This is a genomic window from Capnocytophaga bilenii (assembly GCF_017565765.1).
Classification (GTDB): Bacteria; Bacteroidota; Bacteroidia; order Flavobacteriales; family Flavobacteriaceae; genus Capnocytophaga; species Capnocytophaga bilenii.
The window spans coordinates 229,348-255,929 of the sequence record NZ_JAGDYP010000004.1 but is presented as its reverse complement, the minus strand read 5'-3'; the positions used below and the strand labels follow the sequence as shown (position 1 = coordinate 255,929).

General features: G+C 35.5%; 27 protein-coding genes. 24 read left to right on the top strand and 3 right to left on the bottom strand.

Annotation, left to right across the window (positions count from 1 at the left end; translation table 11 throughout):
• Window positions 1-33: 33 nt before the first annotated feature.
• Window positions 34-1,632 carry a sensor histidine kinase gene (locus J4N46_RS07060; RefSeq protein WP_208058717.1) on the bottom strand — a complete coding sequence of 533 codons (1,599 nt, stop codon included), beginning with the start codon at window positions 1,630-1,632 and terminating at the stop codon, window positions 34-36.
• 192 nt (window positions 1,633-1,824) lie between these two features.
• Between J4N46_RS07060 and J4N46_RS07055 the strand changes: the two genes are divergently transcribed.
• From J4N46_RS07055 to J4N46_RS07035, 5 genes are all read left to right on the top strand, one after another.
• Window positions 1,825-2,121 carry a hypothetical protein gene (locus J4N46_RS07055; RefSeq protein WP_208058716.1) on the top strand — a complete coding sequence of 99 codons (297 nt, stop codon included), beginning with the start codon at window positions 1,825-1,827 and terminating at the stop codon, window positions 2,119-2,121.
• Between the two features lie 252 nt (window positions 2,122-2,373).
• Window positions 2,374-3,051 carry a succinate dehydrogenase cytochrome b subunit gene (locus J4N46_RS07050; RefSeq protein ID WP_208058715.1) on the top strand — a complete coding sequence of 226 codons (678 nt, stop codon included), beginning with the start codon at window positions 2,374-2,376 and terminating at the stop codon, window positions 3,049-3,051.
• A 5-nt stretch (window positions 3,052-3,056) separates the two neighbouring features.
• Window positions 3,057-5,084, top strand: a complete 2,028-nt coding sequence (locus J4N46_RS07045; RefSeq protein WP_208058714.1) for a fumarate reductase/succinate dehydrogenase flavoprotein subunit — start codon at window positions 3,057-3,059, stop codon at window positions 5,082-5,084.
• 6 nt (window positions 5,085-5,090) lie between these two features.
• The gene (locus J4N46_RS07040) at window positions 5,091-5,843 is read left to right on the top strand and encodes a succinate dehydrogenase/fumarate reductase iron-sulfur subunit (RefSeq protein WP_009416646.1); all 753 of its coding nucleotides are present in this window, start codon (window positions 5,091-5,093) and stop codon (window positions 5,841-5,843) included.
• 186 nt (window positions 5,844-6,029) lie between these two features.
• Window positions 6,030-7,253, top strand: a complete 1,224-nt coding sequence (locus J4N46_RS07035) for a hypothetical protein (protein ID WP_208058713.1) — start codon at window positions 6,030-6,032, stop codon at window positions 7,251-7,253.
• A 21-nt stretch (window positions 7,254-7,274) separates the two neighbouring features.
• On the opposite strand, the gene J4N46_RS07030 is transcribed toward J4N46_RS07035, so the two are convergent.
• Window positions 7,275-7,532: a helix-turn-helix domain-containing protein gene (locus J4N46_RS07030; RefSeq protein WP_208058712.1), complete on the bottom strand. Its 258-nt coding sequence runs from the start codon at window positions 7,530-7,532 to the stop codon at window positions 7,275-7,277.
• Window positions 7,533-7,664: 132 nt separating this feature from the next.
• Here J4N46_RS07030 and J4N46_RS07025 point away from each other — a divergent pair, with 132 nt between their 5' ends.
• The 10 genes from J4N46_RS07025 (at window position 7,665) to J4N46_RS06980 (ending at window position 17,736) form a co-directional block, all read left to right on the top strand.
• Window positions 7,665-8,255, top strand: a complete 591-nt coding sequence (locus tag J4N46_RS07025) for a tetratricopeptide repeat protein (protein WP_208058711.1) — start codon at window positions 7,665-7,667, stop codon at window positions 8,253-8,255.
• Between the two features lie 159 nt (window positions 8,256-8,414).
• A complete protein-coding gene (locus J4N46_RS07020; protein ID WP_208058710.1) occupies window positions 8,415-9,434 on the top strand; it encodes a hypothetical protein in 1,020 nt (339 codons plus the stop codon).
• A 118-nt stretch (window positions 9,435-9,552) separates the two neighbouring features.
• Complete coding sequence (locus tag J4N46_RS07015) at window positions 9,553-9,918, top strand: hypothetical protein (RefSeq protein WP_208058709.1); 366 nt, start codon at window positions 9,553-9,555, stop codon at window positions 9,916-9,918.
• Window positions 9,915-10,625: a tetratricopeptide repeat protein gene (locus J4N46_RS07010; RefSeq protein WP_208058708.1), complete on the top strand. Its 711-nt coding sequence runs from the start codon at window positions 9,915-9,917 to the stop codon at window positions 10,623-10,625. The genes J4N46_RS07015 and J4N46_RS07010 overlap by 4 nt, the downstream gene beginning before the upstream one ends.
• 38 nt (window positions 10,626-10,663) lie before the next feature.
• Entirely contained in the window at window positions 10,664-14,374 is a 3,711-nt protein-coding gene (locus J4N46_RS07005; RefSeq protein ID WP_208058707.1) for a DEAD/DEAH box helicase, read from the top strand.
• On the top strand, window positions 14,349-14,969 hold the full coding sequence (locus J4N46_RS07000) for a hypothetical protein (protein ID WP_208058706.1): 621 nt from the start codon (window positions 14,349-14,351) through the stop codon (window positions 14,967-14,969). The genes J4N46_RS07005 and J4N46_RS07000 overlap by 26 nt, the downstream gene beginning before the upstream one ends.
• Before the next feature lie 14 nt (window positions 14,970-14,983).
• Window positions 14,984-15,199, top strand: coding sequence for a hypothetical protein (locus tag J4N46_RS06995; protein WP_236013873.1), 216 nt, complete (start codon window positions 14,984-14,986; stop codon window positions 15,197-15,199).
• A 104-nt stretch (window positions 15,200-15,303) separates the two neighbouring features.
• Window positions 15,304-16,245 carry a glycosyl transferase family 90 gene (locus J4N46_RS06990; RefSeq protein ID WP_208058705.1) on the top strand — a complete coding sequence of 314 codons (942 nt, stop codon included), beginning with the start codon at window positions 15,304-15,306 and terminating at the stop codon, window positions 16,243-16,245.
• Between the two features lie 9 nt (window positions 16,246-16,254).
• Window positions 16,255-16,740 (top strand): HIRAN domain-containing protein, encoded by a 486-nt coding sequence (locus J4N46_RS06985; RefSeq protein WP_208058704.1) that lies wholly within the window; start codon window positions 16,255-16,257, stop codon window positions 16,738-16,740.
• A 231-nt stretch (window positions 16,741-16,971) separates the two neighbouring features.
• Window positions 16,972-17,736, top strand: a complete 765-nt coding sequence (locus J4N46_RS06980; protein WP_208058703.1) for a hypothetical protein — start codon at window positions 16,972-16,974, stop codon at window positions 17,734-17,736.
• 38 nt (window positions 17,737-17,774) lie between these two features.
• Here J4N46_RS06980 and J4N46_RS06975 read toward each other — a convergent pair whose 3' ends face one another.
• Window positions 17,775-18,380, bottom strand: coding sequence for a DUF4254 domain-containing protein (locus J4N46_RS06975; protein ID WP_208058702.1), 606 nt, complete (start codon window positions 18,378-18,380; stop codon window positions 17,775-17,777).
• A gap of 130 nt (window positions 18,381-18,510) precedes the next feature.
• On the opposite strand from J4N46_RS06975, the gene J4N46_RS06970 reads away from it, so the two are divergent.
• The 9 genes from J4N46_RS06970 to J4N46_RS06930 all read left to right on the top strand — a co-directional run bounded on the left by J4N46_RS06970 (window position 18,511) and on the right by J4N46_RS06930 (window position 26,582).
• On the top strand, window positions 18,511-19,023 hold the full coding sequence (locus J4N46_RS06970; protein ID WP_394369231.1) for a glutathione peroxidase: 513 nt from the start codon (window positions 18,511-18,513) through the stop codon (window positions 19,021-19,023).
• The gene (locus J4N46_RS06965; protein WP_208058700.1) at window positions 19,023-20,168 is read left to right on the top strand and encodes a glycosyltransferase family 87 protein; all 1,146 of its coding nucleotides are present in this window, start codon (window positions 19,023-19,025) and stop codon (window positions 20,166-20,168) included. The genes J4N46_RS06970 and J4N46_RS06965 overlap by 1 nt, the downstream gene beginning before the upstream one ends.
• 9 nt (window positions 20,169-20,177) lie before the next feature.
• The gene (locus J4N46_RS06960; protein ID WP_208058699.1) at window positions 20,178-21,107 is read left to right on the top strand and encodes a glycosyltransferase family 2 protein; all 930 of its coding nucleotides are present in this window, start codon (window positions 20,178-20,180) and stop codon (window positions 21,105-21,107) included.
• Between the two features lie 9 nt (window positions 21,108-21,116).
• Complete coding sequence (locus tag J4N46_RS06955; RefSeq protein WP_208058698.1) at window positions 21,117-21,899, top strand: polysaccharide deacetylase family protein; 783 nt, start codon at window positions 21,117-21,119, stop codon at window positions 21,897-21,899.
• Window positions 21,900-21,937: 38 nt separating this feature from the next.
• Window positions 21,938-22,654 (top strand): bacillithiol biosynthesis deacetylase BshB1, encoded by a 717-nt coding sequence (bshB1, locus tag J4N46_RS06950; RefSeq protein ID WP_208058697.1) that lies wholly within the window; start codon window positions 21,938-21,940, stop codon window positions 22,652-22,654.
• Window positions 22,655-22,705: 51 nt separating this feature from the next.
• Entirely contained in the window at window positions 22,706-22,897 is a 192-nt protein-coding gene (locus tag J4N46_RS06945; RefSeq protein ID WP_009416635.1) for a hypothetical protein, read from the top strand.
• Window positions 22,897-23,451: an RNA polymerase sigma factor gene (locus J4N46_RS06940; RefSeq protein WP_009416634.1), complete on the top strand. Its 555-nt coding sequence runs from the start codon at window positions 22,897-22,899 to the stop codon at window positions 23,449-23,451. Before J4N46_RS06945 ends, J4N46_RS06940 begins: the two co-directional genes overlap by 1 nt.
• Before the next feature lie 87 nt (window positions 23,452-23,538).
• Window positions 23,539-24,039 carry a thiol peroxidase gene (gene tpx / locus J4N46_RS06935; protein WP_208058696.1) on the top strand — a complete coding sequence of 167 codons (501 nt, stop codon included), beginning with the start codon at window positions 23,539-23,541 and terminating at the stop codon, window positions 24,037-24,039.
• A gap of 131 nt (window positions 24,040-24,170) precedes the next feature.
• Window positions 24,171-26,582, top strand: coding sequence for an FtsK/SpoIIIE family DNA translocase (locus tag J4N46_RS06930; protein ID WP_208058695.1), 2,412 nt, complete (start codon window positions 24,171-24,173; stop codon window positions 26,580-26,582).

Here is a 26,582-nt window from a genome sequence, read left to right as displayed (position 1 = left end):
TGAATTAAGAATTAACAATTAATATTTAGGTTCTTATATGGTGGGTAGCTTAATAAAAAATGTGCTACCCTTATCTTTCTCACTTTCTACAGTTATAGTACCTTGATGGTACTCAACTATTGTTTTGACATAGGCAAGCCCAAGCCCGTGTCCTTTGACGTTGTGTAAATCGCCGGTATGCTCGCGATAGAATTTATCAAAGATATGTTTTGCTGCCTGTTTGCTCATTCCTTGTCCTTTATCTTTAACTCGGATGAGTACTTTATTTTTGATATTTTCGGTATAAATATCTATTTCGGGCTGCTCGGGGGAGTATTTAATTGCATTTTCAATAATATTCACAAATACGTTCACTAAGTGTGATTCGTTGGCTGAAATATCGCCATTGCTTGCTAGAAAGTGTACGTGTATTTGTCCTTGTCGTTCGTTGAGTATTGTTTGTACGTGACTTATGGCTGTGATAATGACTTCGTGCACATCCATAGGTTCGCGTTCTAATTGCATACTTCCTTTTTCAAGTTTTGAGATTTGCAATATATTTTCTACTTGAGCTAGCATACGTTTGTTTTCTTGTTTGAGAATTTCTACGTAGTGCAGTATTTTTTCGGGGTTATTATTGTTGCTTCCGATTGTTTTAAGACTATCGAGTACTAAGCTCATTGTTGCAATGGGAGTTTTGAACTCGTGTGTCATATTATTTATAAAGTCGGTTTTTATTTCGGAAATACGCCTTTGGGTTATGAGTTGGTGTATTGTAACAATAAAAACGCCTATCACCATTAGTGTAAAAACCATTGATAGTGTGGCTATACTGATTACTGATGAGAGGACGAAACGTTCTCGTTCGGGGAATATCACAGCCAGCTCGTATAGTGAGTCGTCTGAGCTATTGCCACCGAATAGTACTGTTCGGTATTCTTTTGTTTCGTTGGGTTCAAAATAACGGCTGTGCACTTTTGAGAGTACATTTTTGTTATAAATGGCACACTCAAAGTGCAGGTTTAGCCCCCTTTTATTCAACAAATTTTTCAGTAATCGTGTTATATCATCGGTATTTACGCGGTCGTTAATAGATTTTTTGCGAATAATACTTTTGAATGATTCTTCTATCATTAAGCGTTCTATATCGGATAGTTTGCTGAGTTTCTCATAGTCGGTTACTAAATTGCTATGAGATTGGTTATCAGCGGTTTTATCTTTAAGTCGTTGCAGGTTTTCTTGGCGTGTATACCTTTTTATAGCTATGGTGTCGGAAAGGGAATGTACTCCAAGATGAGCTGCTGTTTGATTGTTGGGTGGGAAGTAATAATCTTCCTCGAGAACGCCGTGCTTATAGATAAAAGTTTCTTTATTATCTTTATTTTCTTGAACGTAAATAAACTCACGCAAATGGTTTTCCTTCGTGGCAGGAAGGGCGTTTTCGCGCAAGTTCATAATTTTAGTTACATATTTATCTATTTCATTTTGCTCAATTTCTTTAGCTGCTACACTGAGTACCTGCTGAATAGAATATGTAAAAGTATCTTCTTTATTATCTATTGCCGATTTTATCCAATAACCTTGTATTACTACGATACCTATCAGTGAAAGGGTGGTAAGTACAATGACTACTATGTATAATCGTTTATTCACACGGCAAAGTTAATATAAAATATTTTAAAAAAAGTAATATATCCTAAAAAATTAACATTATTTTAAGATTGAATTTTTTGCATAAATTGTATTAACATCTTATAATACAGCCTTTTACGTTTATTTTAACAGTATGATTTTTTTAGATTTTCTTCTTAATTTATTGTTGTTTAAATTTGAAAAACGTGCTATATGTGTAAAAAAGCTTTATTCTTCGCTTATCTTTCGTTTATTCTTCGCTTATCTTTCGCTTATCCTTCGTCACATACTCGGCTGTGCCAGCTCGCCGACTTTCCTTCGCTTATCTATCCCTTACCTATCCCTTACCTATCCCTTACATATCCCTTACATATCCCTTACCTATCCCTTACATATCCCTTACCTATCCCTTACCTATCCCTTACATATCCCTTACCTATCCCTTACCTATCCCTTACCTATCGCTTATCTATCGCTCAAGGTTCGGTGGGAAACAATTATGAATTTTGAATTCTGAATTTTGAATTGGGGGGTATAACTAATCCTAAAATGATTGTAAAAGACTAAAATAAAAGGCTACAACTGTTAAGTTTTTCTTAACCTTTATATACTCAATATCAGTTCGTAATCTTATGTGTTCTTTTTTAAACCGAATATAAATTAAGGTTTTATACACTTTTTTTATTGTACAAATAAAAATATTGTCGTACATTTGTAACGAAAATTTAACGTAATATACTATTATATAAAACTATAGAACGAATGGCAGGATTATTTAAAACATCTGTAGCACGAAAGATGACGATGGCGCTCTCGGCACTCTTTCTTATCATCTTTTTGGTGATACACTTAGCCGTCAATTTTATGTCGGTACTAAGTCCGAGTACCTTTAATGTGCTCTCGCATTTTATGGGTACAAACCCACTCATACAGTTTGCTATGCAGCCTGTATTGCTTGCTGGGGTAATTTTTCACTTTGTGATGGGGTTTGTTTTGGAACTTCAAAACAAAAGAGCACGAGGCAGTGAGCCTTATTATAGTTATAACGGAGCGGCGAACTCTTCTTGGATGTCGCGCAATATGATTATCACAGGAATGCTGGTACTCCTCTTTTTAGCACTTCACTTGTGGGATTTTTGGGTAGGCGAAATGAACTATAAATACATTGAGCAATTGGCTCCGAACCCAGAGCGCTACTATGGCGAGTTGGTAGAGAAATTTGAGAACCCTATTCGTGTAGGCTTGTATGTGCTTTGCTTTGTGTTTTTGTGCTTGCACTTGCTACACGGCTTTCAGTCGGCTTTTCAATCAATGGGGTGGAAAGACGATGCTCGCAAGAAACTTATTAGCCAAGTGGGTAATTGGTATTCTTACATTATCTGTGGGGGCTTTATTTTCGTAGCTCTCTTCCATTATTTTAAACACTTATTAAATGCTTAATATTTATGAGTACATTAGATTCTAAAATTCCTGAAGGTCCTATAGCGGACAAATGGACAAAATATAAAGACCATATCAACCTTGTGAACCCTGCTAACAAGCGTAATATTGATGTGATTGTGGTGGGTACTGGTTTGGCTGGTGGTTCGGCTGCGGCTACCCTTGCTGAATTGGGCTATAATGTAAAGGCTTTTGCTTATCAGGATTCTCCACGCCGTGCGCACTCAATTGCTGCACAAGGGGGTATCAACGCTGCTAAGAACTATATGGGTGATGGTGACTCTAACTATCGCTTATTTTACGATACTGTAAAAGGGGGCGACTATCGTGCTCGTGAGGCTAATGTGTATCGCCTTGCTGAAGTATCGGGTAACATCATTGACCAATGTGTGGCTCAAGGGGTTCCTTTTGCGCGTGATTATGGTGGGCTACTTGATAACCGTTCTTTTGGTGGGGTGCTAGTTTCACGTACTTTTTACGCTAAAGGGCAAACGGGGCAACAGCTTCTTTTAGGGGCTTATGCAGCGATGAACCGCCAAATAGCTCGTGGTAAGATTGATATGTACAATCGTCACGAAATGCTGGATGTGGTAATTGTAGACGGTAAAGCGCGTGGTATCATTGCTCGTAACTTGGTAACAGGTGAAATTGAACGCCACTCGGCTCACGCTGTAGTTATTGCTTCGGGTGGTTATGGTAATGTGTACTTCCTTTCAACCAATGCGATGGGCTCTAACGCTACAGCAGCTTGGAAAATACACAAGAAAGGGGCTTACTTTGCAAACCCTTGCTTTACTCAAATTCACCCTACTTGTATTCCTCGTTCAGGCGACTACCAATCTAAACTGACTTTGATGTCGGAATCACTACGTAACGATGGTCGTATTTGGGTTCCTAAGAAAATGGAGGATGCTATAGCAATACGCGAAAAACGCAAAAAACCTACTGAAATACCTGAAGAAGACCGCGATTACTACTTGGAACGCCGCTACCCTGCTTTTGGTAACCTTGTGCCTCGTGATGTGGCTTCACGTGCTGCTAAAGAGCGTTGCGATGCTGGTTATGGTGTAAATGAAACAGGTGAAGCTGTGTACCTTGATTTTGCTTCGGCTATTGAGCGTTATGGTAAGGAACAATGTAAAATACACGGGGTAGAACCTACTAAAGAAGAGGTTACTAAACGCGGTGAAAAGATTGTTGAGGCTAAATATGGTAACCTTTTCCAAATGTATGAAAAGATTGTAGCTGAAAACCCATATAAAACGCCAATGATGATTTATCCTGCAACCCACTATACTATGGGGGGTATTTGGGTAGATTACAACTTGATGACTACTATCCCTGGTTGCTATGCTATTGGTGAGGCTAACTTCTCTGACCACGGTGCGAACCGCTTGGGTGCTTCTGCACTAATGCAAGGTTTGGCTGATGGTTACTTTGTATTGCCTTATACTATTGGTGACTACTTAGCTGCTGATATTCGTACTGGCAAAATACCTACTGATACGCCTGAATTTGATGAGGCTGAACGCATCGTGAAGGAGCGCTTGGCTTACTTTATCAATAACAAGGGTACGCACTCGGTAGATTATTACCATAAGAAACTTGGTAAGGTGATGTGGGATAAAGTGGGTATGGCGCGTAATGCTGAGGGCTTGAAAGAGGCTATCAAAGAAATACGCGAAATACGTGAGGACTTCTGGAAGAACGTAAAAGTACCTGGTGAGCTTACTGGTATGAACGTAGAGCTTGAAAAAGCGGGACGTGTGGCTGACTTCCTTGAACTTGGTGAGCTATTTGCTAAGGATGCTTTGGAACGCAACGAATCGTGTGGTGGACACTTCCGTGAAGAATACCAAACTCCTGATGGCGAAGCGCTTCGTGATGACAAAAACTATGCTTATGTAGCAGCTTGGCAATATACTGGTAACCCTAAAGAGGTAGTAAATACTTACAACCCAAGTGAGGAGGTGATGCATAAAGAACCTCTTGTATTTAAAGATATTGAACTAAAACAACGTAGTTATAAATAGAAAGATATGGCAACAATGAACCTAACACTAAGAGTGTGGCGACAAAAAAACTCTAAGGAGAAAGGTCGTATGGTAGATTATAAAGTAACCAACATTTCAGACCATATGTCTTTTTTGGAAATGTTGGATGTACTCAATGAACAACTCATCGAACAAGGTGAAGAACCTGTGGCTTTTGACCACGATTGCCGCGAAGGTATCTGTGGTATGTGTTCGCTCTTCATCAATGGTGAAGCTCACGGTCCTGACCGTGGGGTAACTACTTGTCAGTTGCATATGCGTATGTTTAAAGATGGTGATACTATTACTATCGAGCCTTGGCGTGCAACAGCTTTCCCTGTAATCAAAGACTTGATGGTGGATAGAAGTGCCTTTGAACGCATACAACAAGCTGGGGGATATATCTCGGTAAACACTTCGGGTAATACACAAGATGCCAATGCTATTCCTATTCCTAAACGCGATGCCGACCGCTCTATGGACGCTGCGGCTTGTATAGGTTGTGGGGCTTGTGTGGCTACTTGTAAAAACTCTTCGGCTATGCTGTTTGTAGCTGCTAAAGTATCGCAATTTGCCCTCCTTCCTCAAGGTCGTGTAGAGGCTACTGAGCGCGTACTGAATATGGTGAACCAAATGGAACACGAAGGTTTCGGTAACTGTACCAACACTGGTGCCTGCGAAGTAGAATGCCCTAAAGGTATTTCGCTTGAAAATATAGCACGCCTCAATAGAGAATACCTCAAAGCGAGTATTCGTTAATTAGCAAATTTAAAAATTAACAAATAAAAAAAGCTGCCCCAGAATAGTTTGGGGCAGTTTTTTTGTTTATTAGAGAAAAAAGGTTATCTTTGCAGCACTTGTTAGAGTTGCAAATTTGCAATTCTCACGAAGATATTCCTTTTTGTTCTACCTTTGCATTGTCAAATGAAATAAACCTTAGTACCTATGGAAACAACTAAAAAACTTAAACTTCCTCACTTTTTTCGTAACATAGATATGTGTTGTGAAGAAATAGAAACTACTAACTATGAAGATACCCCTCTAAAGGATATGATAGCTTTTTTATTGGGAGGAAACTATCTGGTGTATTTTGATTTAGAAAACAACCAAAAACGATTACAAAAGTTAGTAAAACTCAAAAGAATATACCAAAACTTTACTTTTGTAACTTTAGATACAACAGAATACCTTTCTACAGATCTGCTGAGTGAGGTGCTTTCTTATTTCTACCCTATAATTACTCATCAACCTTTATCTTTTGGTACTCCTACCGATTGGTTAGCTACTCTGAACTTAGAAAAATTTAATGAAACCAATCAGTTATTTCATACCAAGTATCCACTAAACTACCAAAATATCATTCCTGTATTTCTTAAAATGCTTAATTATAAAGGGAATATCAGAACTGGTTTTGTGTTTGTTGAAAGAGGAGAACCTAAGTATATTATTGAATATACTTCTATTCATTCTGAATTACTTGAAAAAATAGATGAAGCAATAACAAATAAACAGAATTATGACAATTATACTAATGAAATTTCTTTTTCACCTATAGGGTTTGAAATTCACAAAAATCCTTCTGCTGACGATATTGAGAAACATATAGACACACTTGATGAATCTACTAAAGAACATTTACAAATTATTCTTGAGAACCTCGAACAGCTAAAAGCTTCTGGGCAACTTTTTTTAGTACTCCCTATATTAGACCAGATTTTAAAAAAACAAGCTATTACAGACCAAAAAGAGCTAAGCTCTGTTGTTGTTACAACCGATTATCGCATTCTATTGCCAAAATACAATATAGAGGTACAATTTAGCCATCTCACGAAAGTGATTTACATTCTTTTTTGTCAAAATTCTTATGGAATAAATCTTAATGATCTATACCTTTATAAAGAAAACATTAAAAACCTCTATTTGGAGATTTCTAACCAAAATAACTATGACAAAATGATGAAAACTATTGATGATTTAATAGATATAGATAGCAAGGCTATCTACCCACATCTTTCACGTATTAAAGCTAAATTTTACAGCTTAATGTACCCTGAAATTGCAGAGAACTATTGCATTATTTCAGATCCTGAGAATAAAAATTATAAGTATATTCCTTGGTGTAAAGAAGAAGCTAAAAGGCTAGATGAAGAGATAGGGTTTATGTTTTAATAACTTGCAAATTTGCAACTCTCACGAGGATATTTTGTTTTGTTCTACCTTTGCATCGTCAAAAGAAACGAGTTCGCTAATGGGTACTTCTAAAGCCTGAGCGAGGCGGTAGAGTGTGAGTAGGGTGGGGTTTGTACGTCCCGATTCAATACGTGAAATATTGGTAGTATCGATATTACCTTCCATTTTACCTACTAAATCAACTTGTGAAAGACCTTTTAAAGTCCTGATTTTCTGTACTTTTTTACCAACCTGTTTAAAAATATCTAAATTTTCCATACGATATATTTTTTTAGGTCAAAAAAAGTATTAATTTTGCAGGGTGATAATGTCATATATGACAAGTTAAGAAATAAATAATAGGAGTAACCAAAAATCCTTTTAAGTAGGGTTAATTAAAATATAAAAAATATGAATGAATTTTTAGAATTTCAAAGTAAGTGGCAGCTAATCACGATGGAAGAAAAAATGAGAATAGCAATGCAAACGGATAGCTACAATAATCAAGGTGTGTTAGCTTATAATTCTGGAAATATACAAAAAGCAATAGAATACTTTGAAAAAGCTCTTACAATAATGCCTATCAATGATGATGCTCTTTCTAATTTAGTTATTTGCTACAAACGTAATGAGAATTACGATACAATACCTTTGTTATGGGCAAAACTTTACCAAATAAATAATAGTCAAATTCTTAAAGAAAAAATAGTAGCTTTTTCTTTGTTATCTGATATAATTGAGAATTATGAAAGCGAATATGATTCTGGCATAGCCTATCTATCTAGGCTATTGCAAACTATAAAAGATATTTACAACATTAATACTTCAGATAACGAGGTTTTTGTTGTTCATAATAAAATAAATAAACCTTATAACAGAGATATTATAACCTATACCTATATGGAATATATGTTTATGACAACTCAAAAAATTTATAAATCGACAAACAATGTGCCTCGTTCCCTATTAAGAGAAGCAAGAAAAGATATTATAAATTGGTAATTAAAAACTATACCGCCCATTCCACCCACAAGTGCATTTTTTAGGTCAAAAAAAGTATTAATTTTGCAGGGCGATAATGTTATATATGAAAAGTTAAAAAATAAATAATAGGAGTAACCAAAAATCCTTTTAAGAGTAGTACTAACTCAATATAAAAATATGGCTTTTATTACCCAAACAGCTTATGCACAATTTTGTAGAGAAAATCAAATAGAAGTTGATGATAATGATCTACCAAAACTATTTAGAAAATATATCTTAGATAGAGAAGATATATTTAGAATATTCAACAAATCTGAAATCAGAAATTTACTAACCCAAACTATCATTTTATTAGATGAAGGAGAGAGAAATTATTTTAAATTCATAAAAAAAAATTATAACATAGTTGAAGAGCGAAAAGATAATCTTGCTTATATTTTTGAAATAAAAGGACGATTGTGTTATCATATTGATAGAAATTGTTCAAGGCTTAATAAAGGATTTATAAATTTCAATACTCCTCTTGAACTTAGTGAAAAGAAAGACGATCCTGAAATCAAAAAAATTATATTAGAATTACGAGAATGGTTTAAGCATCTTAATTTCACAATAGATAGATATAAAAAAGGGGAATTTACTATAGATCAATTCGTAGAGAGCTACAATGACCTTTTTCCTATCAAGTATGAGGGAATCTGCCAACCTCTAAATGAAAATTATAAGCTATTAGAAGAAAAAAAAAGCATAATAGTAGGAAATGAAGAAGGTAAAGTTTCTGAATTTAATTATGGAAATACTTTAAAAAAATTAGGTGATATTTTTGCTGAGAGATACTTTATATGCAATTTCAATAAGTCTTACCTTTTGTTTAAGTACAATTTTTTGTACAATAAACCTGATAATGAAATTATACAAAAAATAAATGAACTAGGAATGGAAGAAAAACTAAATCAGTTAGGTATAAATGCCATTCGCCGTTTTTTGGAAAGATGTCATCAATTAATAAATGAAGCTATAAAGATTCTGTCTGGGTATATAAAACATAGATATAATTTTCAAACAAAAGAATTTGATCCCATTTTTTTAGAACAACATAACTTTACTGCTTGTATGAGTTGTGCATATATGCAGCATCAATATGAACAACTAAAGCAAACTGCTTGTATGGGTTGTTCAGATATGTTACAAGGTGTTTAACTAGTAATAAATATAACTTAGGCTCTATATGAAATAAATATGGTAGCTGTGGTAGTCAATATAGTGATATTCGTGAAGATGTTTCTGCTTGGTATGAAGAAATTTTTAAATAGATTTTATGAATACAATAGTTAACGAGCTTTTTAATAGAAGTCTACAATGTTGTGATAATGGAAATTATCAGTCGGCAGTAGCTTTAGGTAAAGAATTAGTTGATATATATCAGTCACCATTAGGGTATTATACATTGGGACTTGCATACGCTTTACAAGAAAACTGGGAATTAGCCAAGGAGAATTGTCTTAAAGCTTATAGATACGTTCCTCAAGCTACTGATAATTTGAATCGATTAGGCATAGCTTATTGTTCACTTGGAGAATACCAAAAAGGATTAAAATATTTGGAAATGGGTGCCGATTTAGGAGATCCTAATTGTAAAGGAAATCTAAGATATTGGTCTAATTTTATTTTACAAGGAATATGAATGTTTTTGCTAAAGCTTTTGGTAGAAATAGAACTACCTTTTTAAGAAAGAGAGAAAATCTGAATTTTGGAGCTCTCCCTGAATATATCATCTATTACCAACAAGCTATAGATGATTACAATCAACAGAATCTTAATAATGCACTGCTCAACATCAATAGAACGATAGAAAAATCGGATATTGATGATTGGAAACATTTTGCTTTCAAAGCTAATGTCTTAGAAGACTTGGGCAGTTATGTTGATGCTATTAAAAACTATGAAAAAGCAATAGACTTTGCTGGTAATGATGTGCATGTATATGCTCAATATCACCAAATAGGTTTTTGTTATTTGAATTTAGGAAATGATCAAAAAGCACTTGAGTTTTACACCTATGCAATAGAGCTCAAAAAACAACATCCTAATAGCTCTTTTAATGAGGATTTAGAAGGAATGGATATGGGAGTGATGTTAGGCGTTGAGTTTAAGCGTATGTATAACAATCGGGCTAATGCTTTAAAAAATCTCAATAAACTACAGGAAGCCATTGAAGATTGTAAAAAAGCTTTATCATATGACTCTAACTACTCTAATCCTTATTCAATGCTTTCGCAGATATTCTCAAAGGCAGGTCAAGAAACTAGAGCAATTGAGTTTCTTAAAATAGCAGCGAGTTTAGGCAATCAATATGCTATAAATACCCTTAAAAAACTTGGTTATCTGTAAAAAAATATTACTTTCCCTATAACCATAAATTCCTCTTTATGAAGAAGTTTACCGCTAACTATGCTTATACAAGCTCTAACTTTGTAATTCAAAACCTTAGAGAAGGAAAGGCTGAAGATATAGAGCTCTACGCTTTTTGCTGTATTTTGAAAAATATCTTACGGCGTGGAGTTCCTACCACTATGTCTCAATTTTTGCAAGAGAAGTTAGGAAAAATTCACGAAGAAGCTAATTTTAAGGAGATACTAATATATCCAGCTAAGCAACAGCAACAATGGTATTACACTATCAAGGGAGGAAATACCAATCCTGCTCGTGACTTTTTTGAGCGTATTATTCCTAATGAGTTTGGTGAATATGCTTTTGTACAATCTCTTATCATTCCTGAGATAGAGATTAATGATATTTGTGGTTATAATGCTGAATTTATAGAGCAACAAGTGGATTTCTACCTCCCCCAAGCTAAATTAGTAATTGAAATAGATGGTAACCAGCATTTAGAAGTTACTCAGAAACAATTAGATGATAAACGTGATTCTTATCTTAGAAATAAAGGAATAGAAGTAGTTAGGATAAGTACCCAAGAACTTTCTAATAAAGTTTATACTCATAAAATAGAGAAAATAATTAATAGGTTAAATAGATGTAAAGCCTTATTAGATTGCTATAGCCCTAAAAATACAGATGAAGAAAGTAAAGAGTTACTTTTAAAAACTAAATATCTGCCGACAGCTATTATTCGTTTTCAGCTATTAGTTTTAGAACTTTTGATGAGTGGGCAACTCAAACTTCAAGACTATTGGCACTTTTCTATTTTTACTGACACTTCTCTTCCTAACTTTGCTCAATTAGCAATAGATGATCTGCTTATATGGTTAGATCATCTATATTTGCTTAAAAATAAAACTGCTATTCAGAAACCACAAGTACATATTGAGATAACAGGAAATGAGTATGCTTTTACTCCTAATGCTATCAATGTAAACTTTTCTTTGCACAAACGTTATACTGATGAAAATAAACGTTACTTTAAAACTATTTTTGTGCGTACAGATTATTTTGATTGTTTCCCTATTTCCACTTCACCTAATTATATTGAAAAATGGTTTAGCTGGAATAATGTGAATCATTTTATTGTAAGTACAAGCCAACCTATTAGCTATAATATTACTGAAAAAGATAAAAAAACTTTAAAATTTTTCTTACAGAATATTTTTAATAAACCTTTTTTTCGAGATGGGCAATTTCCAATCCTCCAAAATGCCCTTAATAGACGTGACACTATAGGGTTACTACCAACAGGAGGAGGGAAGTCTCTTTGTTATCAGTTGCCTTGTCTGTTACAGCCTGCTATTAGCTTTGTAGTTTGCCCTATCAAATCATTAATGTACGACCAAAAAGACAACTTAGAAAGGGTGTTCATTTCACAAACTAACTGGATTACTAGCGATTTGGAGTCTGATCAAAAAGACAACGTTCTTTCAGAATTTGCTAAAGGTAAATATCTATTTATTTGGATTTCTCCTGAACGTTTTCAAATACAATCTTTTAGAGATACAATAAGCGCTATCAATAAAAAATTTGCTATTGCTTATGCAGTAATTGATGAGGTACATTGTCTTTCAGAATGGGGGCATAGCTTTAGACTTTCTTACCTCAATTTAGCTAAAACAATTGATAAATTGAGCCCTAAGGATGAAAATGGGGAAGGAACTATAAAGTTTTTAGGACTTACAGCTACTGCTTCAGTGAATGTCCTGAAAGATATAAAAGTAGAGTTTTCTCGTCAAAAAGCAAGTTTAGAAGATAGTAATATCAAAACTCTTACTGACTACAGTCGTAAAGAGCTTATTTTTGAGGTTATTAAAGATAAAGGAGAAAAACGAATAGAACTTTCAAAACTGATTGATAAATTCAAAAAAGAAGAACACTTCTTAGAAAATGATGAAAAGGCAGGACTTATTTTCACTCCTAATGTAAATGGAAAGAAAGGCTGTTATACTCTTTGCAATAATTTAAACAATTCTTATCAAGGTAAAGTAGAGTGGTATTCAGGTAGTATTCCTTCTGAAAAAACATATTTACAAGTTTCAATACCTGAATTTATTATTCATAATTTATCAGCTGTAATTGATGAGATCAAACGACAAGTAAAAAAATCTGACGAGAGTTTATCACAAGAAGAATTGAACAAAATCATTCAAGATAATAAAAATCTTATAACAAATAGACTTAAGGAGGCTACTAAACCTAATAATAGTACATACTTATTAATAATTAAAGAAATACCTAAGATTAGTAAAGAAGCTTTTACAACACATAAAAATAGAGTTCAAAAAGGTTTTAAGGAAAATAAATTTCCTTTAATGGTAGCTACTAAATCTTTTGGAATGGGTATTGACAAGGATAATATTTTCTATACTATTCACTATGGAATTCCTGCTTCAGTAGAATCTCTCTATCAGGAAGCTGGACGTGCAGCTCGTTGGGATAAGAATAAAGAAGAGAATATGAATAAAAAAGGAAAATGTTATGTATTATTCTCTCCTGAGACTTATTACCCTAAAAAAGAAGATATGATTACACCTTTTGATGTAATGAAAATCTTTGACCAGCAAACTACTATTCAAGAAATTAGGAACTTACAAAATCAAGTATATAAAGATGGGAAAGATGTCTTTGCACAAATATATCTCTTCTTACAAGGTCTTAGGGATGTAGAGGAGGATTTGAATGAGGTTATAGCTTTTAAAAACGAGTATTTTCAAGAGGGAGTTACCAAATTTGTTGAGTTTAGAGGAACTAAAGATAGAGAGGAAAAAGAAAAATTCATCTATCGACTTTCTCTGTTAGGACTTGTAAAGGATTGGACTAATGATTTTACACAATTTTTTGAAGTAACTTTTGATTCAGAAGAAGAAAACCATATTCTTAAAAGCCTTGAAAATTATATAGGAAAATATGAACCTACTAAAGATATTAAATCTGAGATAGAAAATGTAAATGAAGAAACATTCTTAAAAAAAGCAACAAAATACCTACTACAATGGATTTTTGATCATATTGTCTATAATAGGAAACAATCCTTAAAGACGCTTTATGATTGGTGTCTTGATTTTAAGGGAAGTGATGACTTTAAAGCTCGTTTGGATAGTTACTTTGTTTTTAATGATGTAACTGCGATTTTACAAACTATAGGTGAAAAACCTTTTGAGTACGAACAATGGTTTAAAGTGTTTTATTACCAAGAATCTACTAATGAAATAAAAGAAGGTAACTATGTTTCTAACAGTATTTTTATCCCAGCAATAAAAGATAATAGACTAAAAAATGAAAAATATAGAAATCTGCAAGATGCTGTCAGTCGTTTTTTGGAAAGCTATCAAAATAATGTAGGTTTGAATTTTGTCAGTGGTCTTATACGACTCGTCTTGGATGATTTTAATAACTCAGATGGAGAACCTCGCTTTAAAGAAGCTTTTAAGTCAATAAAAAATGATAAAAAAAGCTTTTCTGCAGAGCATCAAAACTTTATTTTAGAAAAGTTGGTAGAATTAGGAAGTTATTTTAAAACTGAACAAAAAGAAATACTTTGTGATGTTATTAAAGAATACTATCCTGAGAAATTAGAATTTTTTGCTGAAAAATTTGATTTACCCTATCTGTTATATGATAATTATCGACAAAAATTACAACAAATAAAAGACTTAAATACTAAATTATATGAGCAAATTAGAACAATTCGATAAGATTATTAATGGTTTTGAACAAGAGCTTGATAAGTTGCAAAACACTTCAAAAGTATATCAAAAAATTAATGAGTTGTATAGTCAAAATTTACAAATTATTGATTTTTTTAAAGAGAATACGAACTATTTAAAACAAATTTCTGATTCTCAAATTCAGGAACAAAAAAGTATTCTTAAGTTTTTACAAGAAATAGAAACTCAGCAACAAAAAAGTTATGCAGAAGTACATACCTTACTTGCAAAAATAGAAGAACAAAGCAAAGAACATAAAGAAGAATTAGCTAAAACATTAGACAAAAACTTTGAAACTATAACCAAAGATAATAAAGATTCTTATAAAGATTTAGCTGATATCCTCAAAATAAAATTAGAAAATAGCTATTCTGAAATCAAGAGAGTTATTGAAAATGAAAGATTACAAATAAAAGAACTTTTTGAGAAAATTTCAGAAAAACAAGCAGACAGCATTAAAATTGTTATTAAAGAAGAGTATCAGAAAATAGAAAAATCACAACAATCTATAAAATTATTGTTGTATATATCATTACCCATTATACTAATACTATTGATTTTTATAGTTTATAAACTCAGTTAATTAAATAATACCTTATGAAATTATTTTTTACTATCCTGTTAGTAAGTGCATTGACTTATTCAGGAAATGTGGCTCCTAAATATGTATATATTTGCAATGGAGCTAATAGCAAGGCATATCATTACTCTCCTAATTGTAAAGGATTGCAAAGATGTAGTAAAGAGCCTGAAAAAGTGACTCTGGAAGATGCTAAAAAAAAGGGCAGAAAACTTTGTGGTTATGAAAATTAGTTACTAATGTAATGATGCTATGTGCTACTTGCATATAAAAAAGCTGCCCCAGAATAGTTTGGGGCAGTTTTTTTGTTGTATATTTGCCCTAAATTTTAGAGTGAATGAAAATTATAAAACAGAATAAACTTTGGTACTATCTTCGTAATTATGCTATTGTATTCTTAGGAAAACGGGGCGGCTACCAGCAAAGAATGGCTACGCTAAAAGCTGAAATGAGTGAAGAGCAATTAGCTGCCTTAGAAGCGCGTGTAACTTACTACTGCAAGCTCTCGGCTCCTGTTGTATTATCTGGAGAAAAGTATATTAGGGATTTGAGATCGCCTAAAAGTCCGAAGGCTTACTATTTTGATACCTACCGTTATGCTCGTTATTTTGATGAAAATAATGCTATTGACTTTGTATTTGGTGATGTGATTCATATCCCAAAAACGGCAAGCCTCGTAAAGAGTAGACCGATAGGTGATGGCAATGAAAATTCGGTATTGCTAAAACTTGATGAACCTCGCCACTATATACGCATTGTTGGCGACCAACCTTTTCGGCATAAAAAGAACTTATTAATAGGAAGAGGCGCTATTTATCAACAACATAGATTTGATTTCTACGATAAATATTTTGGACATAAATTGTGTGATTTGGGAAGTGTTGGTAAAAAAGGGATAGGCAAAGCTGAATGGGAAAAACCTAAAATGGGACTCAAAGAGCATTTGGACTATAAATTTGTACTGAGCTTGCAAGGTAATGATGTGGCTACTAACCTGAAATGGATAATGTCGTCTAACTCGGTGGCTGTGATGCCTAAGCCTACTATTGAAACGTGGTTTATGGAGGGTACTTTGGTGGGCGGAGTGCATTATATAGAAATAGCTGCTGATTACTCTGACTTGGAAGCTCAATTGGAGTACTATATTGCACATCCTGAGGCTTGTGAAGCGATTATAAAAAATGCGCAACAGCATACGGCTGGCTTCTGGAATAAAAAAACAGAAGAATTATGCCATTTGATGGTGCTTGAAAGATATTTTTCAATGACTAATTCTTAAAACTTTGTTATGAACCGATTAGAATTTTTAAAAACCTTAGGTTTGGCTTCTTCGGGGCTTATTTTGCCTACGAACTTGTTGGGAAAGAGCCTTGTGAAGATTTATGATAACTATATTCGCGGTGTGCAATACTATAGCTATAGTTCTGTAAAAGAACTATTAAAAGAGGGTGACCCTTTGTTGTTAAAACACGAAAGTGAGAATATATATGATTCGTTTGCAGTGGCGGTATATTACGAAGAGTGTAAATTGGGCTATTTGCCTGCTTACGAAAACATAGTGCTTGCTAATATGCTTGACGCTAAGGTAGAACTGACTGCCTTAGTAAGTAAGCTGCAACCTAATAGTAGCTACCAGCCTATTGCTTTGGAGGTTTTTGCCGAACTTGTTACCCCTACCCCACAACTTCTTACTGCTCTGCAAAATAACCGAGCAAGTGATGCTGAGGATATTTATAGACAGGGGGGAGGGGGAATTTTGAATTATGAATTTTGAATTATGAATTATGAATTGGGGGGGTAGAAAAACTTTGGCAAACTTTGAAAGTTTGCCAAAGTGTGTGGCGTAATCGTGCTTTTAAAACTTTTCGGACACCCTCGCAGTGCGCAGTAGTGCGGTGTAAAGAGAATTTTGAATTGGGCACAAGCTGCAAGCTTGCGCCAGCGGGGAATAGAAAACAGAATTAAAATACCATATATTAATACGTCTTCCTAAAATACATTTTTTATGAAAAGAATACTCTATCTATTAATCGTTTCTCTACTTGTGGCTAATTGCTGGCAACCTTCTGATAAAAAGGAGAATAATGAAGTCTCTCAAGCAAATGATGTAAAAGAAAATCCTAAAGAAGATTTCGGCGAAGAGGAAATGCCTAAACAAAGTAATGATACTATTATTACTCCTAAAGATGTACAGGTAAATGAAGATGGTACTATTTTTTATGATCATCACCGACTCATTTACATCGAAAAGATTTCTGAACTTATAAAACGTATAGAGAACACGAAGATATTTATATTAAAGAAAAGTTATAAATGCAACCTCAATCAAGATAATTTAGAAGATATGATCTTAGCTTTTGATAATAAGTATACTCATTTTTCAGCTACTGGAGATATTGATTGGACTGTTGCTCCCGTTATAGTGCTACTCAACAAAGGGGATAATCTATATAAAATGTCCTATAATTCAACAATTTACCCTAATTCTTTTGGAGATAACTTTGGCAACATCTCTATAAAGAACAATTTTTTTACTATTGAATTATTTAATCAAGTACTTGAGAAATATGATTCTGAAAAGTACATCACTTTCAAATATGACGAACAGAAGAAGGATATTTTTCTTCATAGATATGGAGAGATTATCAATTGGTGGGAAAGTAAACCTACTAACACCCAACTTACTAAAAAAGATTTTGGAGAAATATCTTTTGAAGAATACGATGAAGATATGATAAAAGAATTAGTTTATAAGGTAAAGAATAAATAAAAAAACTGCTCCAGAATAGTTGGGCAGTTTTTTATCTCTTATTTACTTCCTCTAAGTACGGGGTTTAACTCCTCATCGTTATACATTTTCATTTGTTTATAGACCTTCATATACTTTCTGCCTGCAGCGATATCGTCTAAAAGCTGGTTGAGGGCTGTTGAGAGGTCTTTTTTCTGTTCGAGGAGTGTATTGAGTTTTTCTTGGCATTTAGCGCGATGCTCGGAAGTGGCATCGGGGCGGGTTGCTTCTTGTTGCATATGATAGATTTTGAGCGCTAAAATAGAAAGTCTATCTACTGCCCAAGCGGGACTTTCGGTATTGATAGTAGCGGTAGGGAGTGGCTGTACTCCTTTGTAAAAATCTAAAAAATAACTATCTATATACTCTACCATATCGGTGCGGTCTTGGTTGGACGCATCGATTTTGCGTTTGAGGTCAAGGGCTGCTACGGGGTCGATGTGTGGGTCGCGGATAATATCTTCATAATGCCATTGCACGGTATCAATCCAATTTTTGCGATATAACAAGTGGTTGAGCAAATCGGAAGTAGGATATGGATTGGTGAAGGGTTGATATACATCATCGGCAATGTGGTAGTGCGCGATGCTTTCTTCAAATATTTTAAAGGCTTTTTCTGAAAACATAATGATTATTTTTTTGCGCAAATATAATCTTTTTTATTGAAAGTTCAATCATTTTGCGTAACTTTGCTGCAAATTTAATTTTCTACCTATGAAACAACTTTTTTATACTTTAATTTTATTTGTAATGGCTATGGAACTTTCACAAGCACAACAATCGGCTGATAATCAAACTATTTACCAATTTACCGTAGAAGATATTAACGGCAATGCCTATGCTTTATCGGGGCTTAAAGGCAAGAAAATAATGATTGTAAATACGGCTTCTAAATGTGGGCTTACCCCTCAATACAAAGAATTAGAGGGGCTTTATCAACAATATAAAGATAAGGATTTTATCATTATAGGTTTTCCTGCTAACAACTTTTTGGGTCAGGAGCCTGGTAGTAATGAGGAAATTGCTTCTTTTTGCAGTATCAATTACGGGGTGAGTTTTCCGATGATGGCAAAAATATCTGTAAAAGGGAAAGAGATGCATCCTTTGTATCAGTTTTTGACTCAGAAGGCAAAAAACGGCGTAGAAGATAGCAAAGTGCAATGGAATTTCCAAAAGTACCTAATAGGTAGGGATGGGCGACTTGAAAAGGTGATTGCTCCGCGCACTTTGCCTACAAGTGATGAGGTAACCCAATGGATTGAACAATAATGCGTGCAAAATTTTTTACAGATTATCGCTTTATAACGATACTATGGTTTGGCTTGGCTTTGGCGACCATAGTGCAGAATGTTTTTATAAGGGGTCAGTTTAACAATTATCTTATTTTTGATGGTGTTTTTTGGCACACTCTTAAGCAATTGCCTCTGTATGTTGCTTATCCTGAAGAGTATTTTGATACGAATCATTATGGGATATTGTTTAGTATTGTAATTGCTCCTTTTGCTATATTGCCTAAGTGGCTGGGGTGCACTTTGTGGATTATAGCCAATGCGGGGTTTCTGTATTGGGCTATCAGGCAATTGCCTTTGCCTAAAATGGGTATTATAGGGGTATTGCTTATCGCTGCTCACGATATGTATACAGCTGCGGCTATGCAACAATTCAATATAGGCGTTATAGCCCTTTTGGCAGGGAGTTTTGTATTTATACAGCGTGGAAAGAGCCATTGGGCTACGCTTTTTATAGTAATAGGCACTCTGACAAAGCTCTATGGCATTGTAGGGCTTGCTTTCTTTTTCTTTGCAAAGGATAAATGGCGTTTTGTATGGAGTGGGGTGCTGTGGTTGGTAGTATTGGGGTGCCTGCCGATGCTTTTTACTTCGCCTGACTATGTGCTTTCGCAATACTATGATTGGTGGGTATCTCTTTCTGAAAAAAACAATTCGAACACTGGGGTAACAGTGTATAACTTGCAAAATTTGTCTTTATTAGGCTTTTTGCAACGCACGGGCATTTACAACAACAACGGAATAGTAATATTAGTAGGCTTACTATTATTTGCCTTGCCTTATTTGCGTATTGACCGCTATAAGGATTTAAATTTCAGATTGTTGTTATTGGCTTCTACAAGTATATTTTTATGTTTATTCAGTACGGGGACTGAAAATAGTACTTATATAATAGCTTATATGGGTGTGGGGGTATGGTTTATGGTGAGTGAACTGCCTATGAAGGTGAAAATAACGTTGCTTGTACTGGCTATGCTGGGTTCGCTGTCGCCTACTGATATTTTTAAGCCGCTGAAAGAGCCTTATATTATCAGATATTCATTAAGGGCAGTGCCTGTAACACTGGTATGGCTTGCGATAGTATGGGAGATGGTTAGTGGTAAGTTGGTAGTTCATAAAAATTAGTTAGTAGAGATGAAAATAATAGATATAGTAGTGCCTTGCTATAATGAAAGTGAAAATATTATAGCGTTTTATAGGCAAGTAAGAAAGGTTTTTACTGAAAAGTTATCTAATTATGACTATTTATTTATTTTCGTGAATGACGGAAGTAGCGATAATAGCCTAAACATACTAAAACAATTAGCTGCCGAAGACGAAAGGGTAAAATACCTATCTTTTTCTCGCAATTTTGGGCACCAATTGGCTGTAAAAGCAGGGCTTGACATTGCTTTTGGCGATGCTGTTATCTCACTTGACGCTGATTTGCAACATCCACCTTCGCTTATACCTGAATTGGTAAAACAATGGGAGGCAGGCAACCAAGTGGTGGCTACCTTGCGCACTTATCCTGCTGATACGCCTAAAAAGAAACAAAAAACATCACAACAGTTTTACAAGCTGCTGAATATGCTTTCGGATATAGAAATTAAGGAAGGTTCGGCAGATTTTCGTTTGTTGGATCGTGCTGTGGTGAAGGTAATTAGGTCGATGAAGGAGAATGAGCCTTTTTTGCGAGGCATTGTGCCTTGGGTAGGCTTTAAGCAGTGCTATGTGCCTTATACCGCACAAGCGCGGTTTGCTGGAGAAAGCAAATATACAGTGAAGAAAATGATGAACTTAGCCCTTTCGGGGGTAACAGCTTTTAGTGTAAAACCTCTTTATATAGCAGTGCTTTTGGGCTTTGGATTTTCGCTTTTGTCGCTGTTGTATATTCCTTATGTAATTTACGCTTTTGTGAGTGGCACTGAAATATCGGGCTGGGCATCACTGATTATGACCATTGTATTTTTTGGTGGATTACAGCTTATTATACTGGGTATTATAGGTATTTATATAGGAAAAATATTTAAACAAACAAAGGATAGACCTAACTACATCATTCAAGAAAGTAGTTTTTCATAAATAACAACAATGATTTATTTGAGTTTTGACATAGAAGAGTTTGATATGCCCAAAGAATACGGCTACGACATTGCTTTTGAGCGACAAATAGCTATTTCGCGGGCAGGACTTATCGCAATATTAGACTTGCTCAAAAAACACCAAATGCGTGCTACGTTTTTCTCGACTGTGGTATTTGCACAGCAAGTACCTGACCTGATAGAGCGGCTTATAGGTGAAGGGCACGAGTTGGCATCGCATACTTACTTTCATTCTGATTTTGAGGAAGCTCATTTGAAATTATCAAAAGAGGCTCTTGAAGGAGAATTTGGGGTAACAATAGAGGGCTTGCGTATGCCTAGAATGCTGGAAGTAACTGCTAAAGCTGTAAAAGAGGCTGGCTATAGGTATAATTCATCTATCAATCCTACATTTTTACCTGGTAGGTACAATAAACTGAGCGTTCCGAGACATTATTTTAACGAAAATGGACTTTGGCAGATACCTACAGCGGTGAGCTGTTTTAGAATACCGCTATTTTGGCTTTCTTTTCACAATTTTCCTTTATGGTTATACCGCTTTTTATTAAAAAGGAGTGTAAAATCGGTAGGATATGCGGCGCTTTACTTTCACCCTTGGGAATTTACAGATTTGCACCAAAAGGAATTTAATTTTCCTGCCTATGTGATGTGCAATACGGGTGAGGATATGATAGCACGTTTTGATAAGCTGTTGAGCTTTATAGGACAACAAGGGTGGAAAACGGGCTTATATAAAGATTTAGTGCGAGCCACACAAGCAGTTGGGGTGTAGATAGAATAGATTAATAATTAAAAATTTAAACATTAAAAATGAAATTAGATATATTAGCTTTTGGGGCGCATCCTGATGATGTAGAATTGGGGGCGGCAGGCACTATTGTTAAGGAAATTAGCTTAGGCAAAACTGTGGGTATCATAGACCTGACACAAGGCGAACTTGGTACGCGTGGAAGTGCTGAAATACGCCATCAGGAAGCTACTAAAGCGAAAGAACTATTAGGAGTAACGGTGCGCGAGAACTTGAAGTTTAGAGATGGTTTTTTTGTGAATGATGAGGCGCATCAGTTAGAAATTATCAAAAAGATACGTCAGTACCAGCCAGATATAGTACTTTGCAATGCTGTAGATGATCGCCATATTGACCATGGTAAGGGCAGCAAATTGGTTAGTGATGCTTGCTTCCTCAGTGGGCTTCGCCGTATTGAGACTACCCTTGATGGCAAAGCGCAAAGTGCTTGGCGACCTAAGGTGGTGTATCACTATATACAATGGAAAAATATAACACCTGACTTTGTAGTGGATATTACAGGATTTATGGAAGCTAAAGTAAATGCTGTGTTAGCTTATAGTTCGCAGTTTTACGATAGCAATAGCAACGAGCCTACTACGCCTATCTCTGATCGTAACTTCTTAGACAGTGTAACCTATCGCGCTCGAGACCTTGGAAGGCTAATTGGTACAGATTTTGCGGAAGGATTTACGTGCGAGCGAGTGCCTGCCGTGAAAAGTGTTTTTGATTTGATATAATAGAAACACATTAAATTAGAATTATAGAACTGACATTAATAAAAAACAATTATGAAATTAGCATTATTAACCATAGGAATTTTGCTTCTTTGTGTAGGAGGTATGGCAATAAAAATATGGGGTAAAAAAGGAGGTAAGTTCTCTGGATCTTGCGCTAGCCAAAGTCCTTTTTTGAATCCTGAAGGGGAACCTTGTAGCTTTTGTGGTCGTATGCCTGATGAACAAGAATGCCGTAAAAAATAATGACTGATAGCTTAGAAAATCATATAACTGCTGCCAAAGAAGGCAACCAGCGCGCATTTAGTGCTTTGCTGGATGCTTATTGGAGCGATGTATATAATTTTCAACTGAAAAGGGTGGGTGATGAACAAGAGGCTGAGGATATTACTGTGCAAACTTTTGCTCGTGCGTTTAGCAAAATAGAACTATATGACGCACAATACTCTTTCAGGACGTGGCTGATAACCATTTCAAAGCGCATTCACATAGATATGCTACGCCAGCAAGATGAAATGTTATTGCACTTAGGTACCGAAGAGCGGGAATCTGGATGGATAGCCGACCAATCGCCTACTGGGGAAGACCACCTCATTATGCAACAACAATCTGACACTTTACTAAAAATGATTGGGCAACTTAAAGAACCCTACAAAACGGTTATAGAGTTGCGTTATCTGCAAGAAAAAAGTTACAAGGAAATTGCTGAAACTATGCATATTACAATGAGCAACGTGAAGGTTACTCTATTGCGTGCCAAGAAAATACTTGGAGAACTATATTCAGTAGCAAATCGCTAGAAAAAGGCGAATGGTAATAATAAAAGATATTTTGGCATTATTTTTGCAAATTGTAATACATAAATAATAACTAAAAAACGTAATCAAATGGCAAATATTACATTTCACGAACAGCCTGCACACACTGCAGGTAATCTTCCTGAAGTAGGTTCTACAGCAGCCAACTTCACTTGTGTAACCAATGAGTTAAAAGAAGTAGCTTTGGCTGATTTTAAAGGCAAAAAAGTGCTCCTAAATATCTTCCCAAGTGTAGATACAGGTGTATGTGCTACTTCGGTACGTAAATTCCATACTGAAGCTGCCAAAGTGGCTAATGTAGCGATTGTGTGTATATCAAAAGACCTGCCTTTTGCTTTAGGACGCTTTTGTGCTGCTGAAGGCATTGACAATCTTGTAATGGCATCAGATTTTCGCGGTGATTTTTCGGCTCATTATCCCGTAACATTTACTGATAGTCCGCTAAAAGGATTGCTATCACGTTGTGTAATAGTAGTAGATGAGCAAGGAAAGGTAGTATATACTGAGCAAGTGGCTGAAACCACCAATGAGCCTAACTACGAAAAGGCTTTAGCAGCTCTTGGCAAATAGGCAAGGCTATTGTCTAAAAATAGAGAGTATTCAAAAAAGAGTGGTAAATTCTTTTTGAATACTCTCTATTTTTTTGTTGTTAATTGTGATTTGTTTTGTATCTTTGCCCCATAAAAACGAGTTAGAAACTAATGGCTAAGAAAAAACAACAGGCTGACAATCAGCCAGCAAAACCATCTAAAAAGAAGAAGGCAGGCAATGGTAATTCGCGGATTATCCTTGGGATTGCCTTTATACTATTTTCGTTGTACTTGGCTTATGTATTTTTTACCTTCTTTATCTACTGGAAAGATGACCAAAGCATCGCTGCTAACCTAAGCGACCGCAGCCTATTACCCGAAAATGGCGGAAATAAAGGGGGTAGCTTCTTTACTGATACTTTTGTATTCAAAGGCTTTGGTTTTGCTACTTTCATAGGGGTAGGCTTACTGTTCCTCATAGGGATTAATTTGGTGTTTAGAAATGTAAAACGCCTTGTAAATCTCTGTTATTGGGGGGTGCTGATAATGATATATATATCTGCCGTATTGGGCTTTTGTCAAGGAGAGGCTACTGTATGGGCAGGAACTGCTGGCTATGAGCTAAACCATTGGATACAAGACTATATAGGGGCGATGGGTACGGCATTGGTATTGCTTTTCATCGGTTTTGTAATTATTACAATCAAGATGAAACTAAACTTGCAAAAAATAGTAGCTAACACCAAAAATCTTATAACAACCCTCAGCCAAAAAACTCATAGTAATAGTGAAACTTCTGCTGAAACGGCGAAAGAAGATGAAGAGGAGGAAGAGGAAGAGGACGATGAAGAAGATGAGGATGAGACTCAAGCCCTCCCCCAACAGGAAATTGTAAATGACCAAGAACCACCTATAGACCCTTATACTCACAAAAATCTTATCCCTACAATAGGGGGAGGCGAGCTGGAAATTACACAGCCTATAGATGAAGAGGAAGTAACTCCTGCCATTACGCCTGCCGTACCTCCTGCAATGCTTTCGCCTGAGGAATTAGCGCAACAATTGGTGGATAACTATGGTGAATACGACCCACGCTTAGAACTGAGTGATTATCGTTTTCCTACTATAGACTTGCTAAATGAGCCTAAAGACAAGGGTATCGTCATCAACGAGGAGGAACTAAAAGAGAATAATGATAAAATTATCAAGACGCTATCTAAGTTTAAAATTGAGATACAGCGGATAAAGGCTACTGTGGGACCTACTGTTACTCTTTATGAAATAGTGCCTGCCGATGGGGTGCGAATTTCAAAAATAAAAAGCTTGGAAGATGATATTGCTCTGTCACTAGAGGCTTTGGGTATTCGTATTATTGCTCCTATCCCTGGTAAAGGAACTATTGGTATTGAGGTGCCTAACAAGAAACCTACAACGGTGTTTATGCGTACGATGATAAACTCATCGCGCTTTCAGAACACTGATATGGAACTTCCGATAGCCTTTGGGAAAACAATAAGCAATGAAACTTTTGTAGAAGACCTTACTAAGATGCCTCACTTGCTAATGGCTGGTGCTACAGGACAAGGGAAATCGGTGGGTATTAATGTGGTACTTACTTCTTTGCTTTACAAAAAACACCCTTCGGAAGTTAAATTTGTACTAGTAGACCCTAAAAAAGTAGAGCTTTCTATCTTTGAACATATAGAGCGGCATTTTCTTGCAAAATTGCCTAACAATGAAGATGCTATTATCACTGATTACCGAAAGGTGGTAAATACGCTAAATTCGTTGTGTATAGAAATGGAAAACCGCTATGAGTTGCTGAAGAATGCTGGGGTGCGAAACATCAAAGAATACAATACTAAGTTTAAAAAACGTATGCTAAACCCTGAAGAGGGACATCGGTTTTTGCCTTATATCGTATTGGTGGTTGATGAGTTTGCCGACCTGATAATGACTGCGGGTAAAGAGGTGGAAATGCCTATAGCACGTTTGGCACAGCTGGCACGCGCTATCGGTATTCACCTAATTATTGCTACACAGCGTCCTACAGTGAACGTTATCACGGGAATCATCAAGGCGAACTTCCCTGCGCGTATTGCCTTCAAAGTAACTGCAAAAGTAGATTCTAAAACGATATTAGATGGCTCAGGGGCTGAACAGCTTATAGGTCGTGGAGATATGTTGTTCTCTAAGGGCAATGAGCCCATACGTATACAATGTGCTTTTGTAGATACGCCCGAAGTGCAACGAATAAATGACTATATAGGGGCTCAGCGTGCTTACCCTACTCCGTACTTACTGCCTGAATATGTGGGGCCTGATAGTGATCCTACTGATAATAGTGATTTTGACCCTTCAGAACGAGATTCGATGTTTCGTGAAGCTGCTGAAATAGTGGTTAACTCTCAACAAGGGTCGGCTTCGTTCTTACAACGAAAGCTGAAATTGGGTTACAATCGTGCGGGTAGGATTATAGACCAGCTGGAATACGCTGGAATAGTAGGTCCTTTTGAGGGTAGCAAAGCAAGACAGGTGCTTATTCCTGACCTTGCAAGCCTAAATAATCTTCTGGGTGAATAA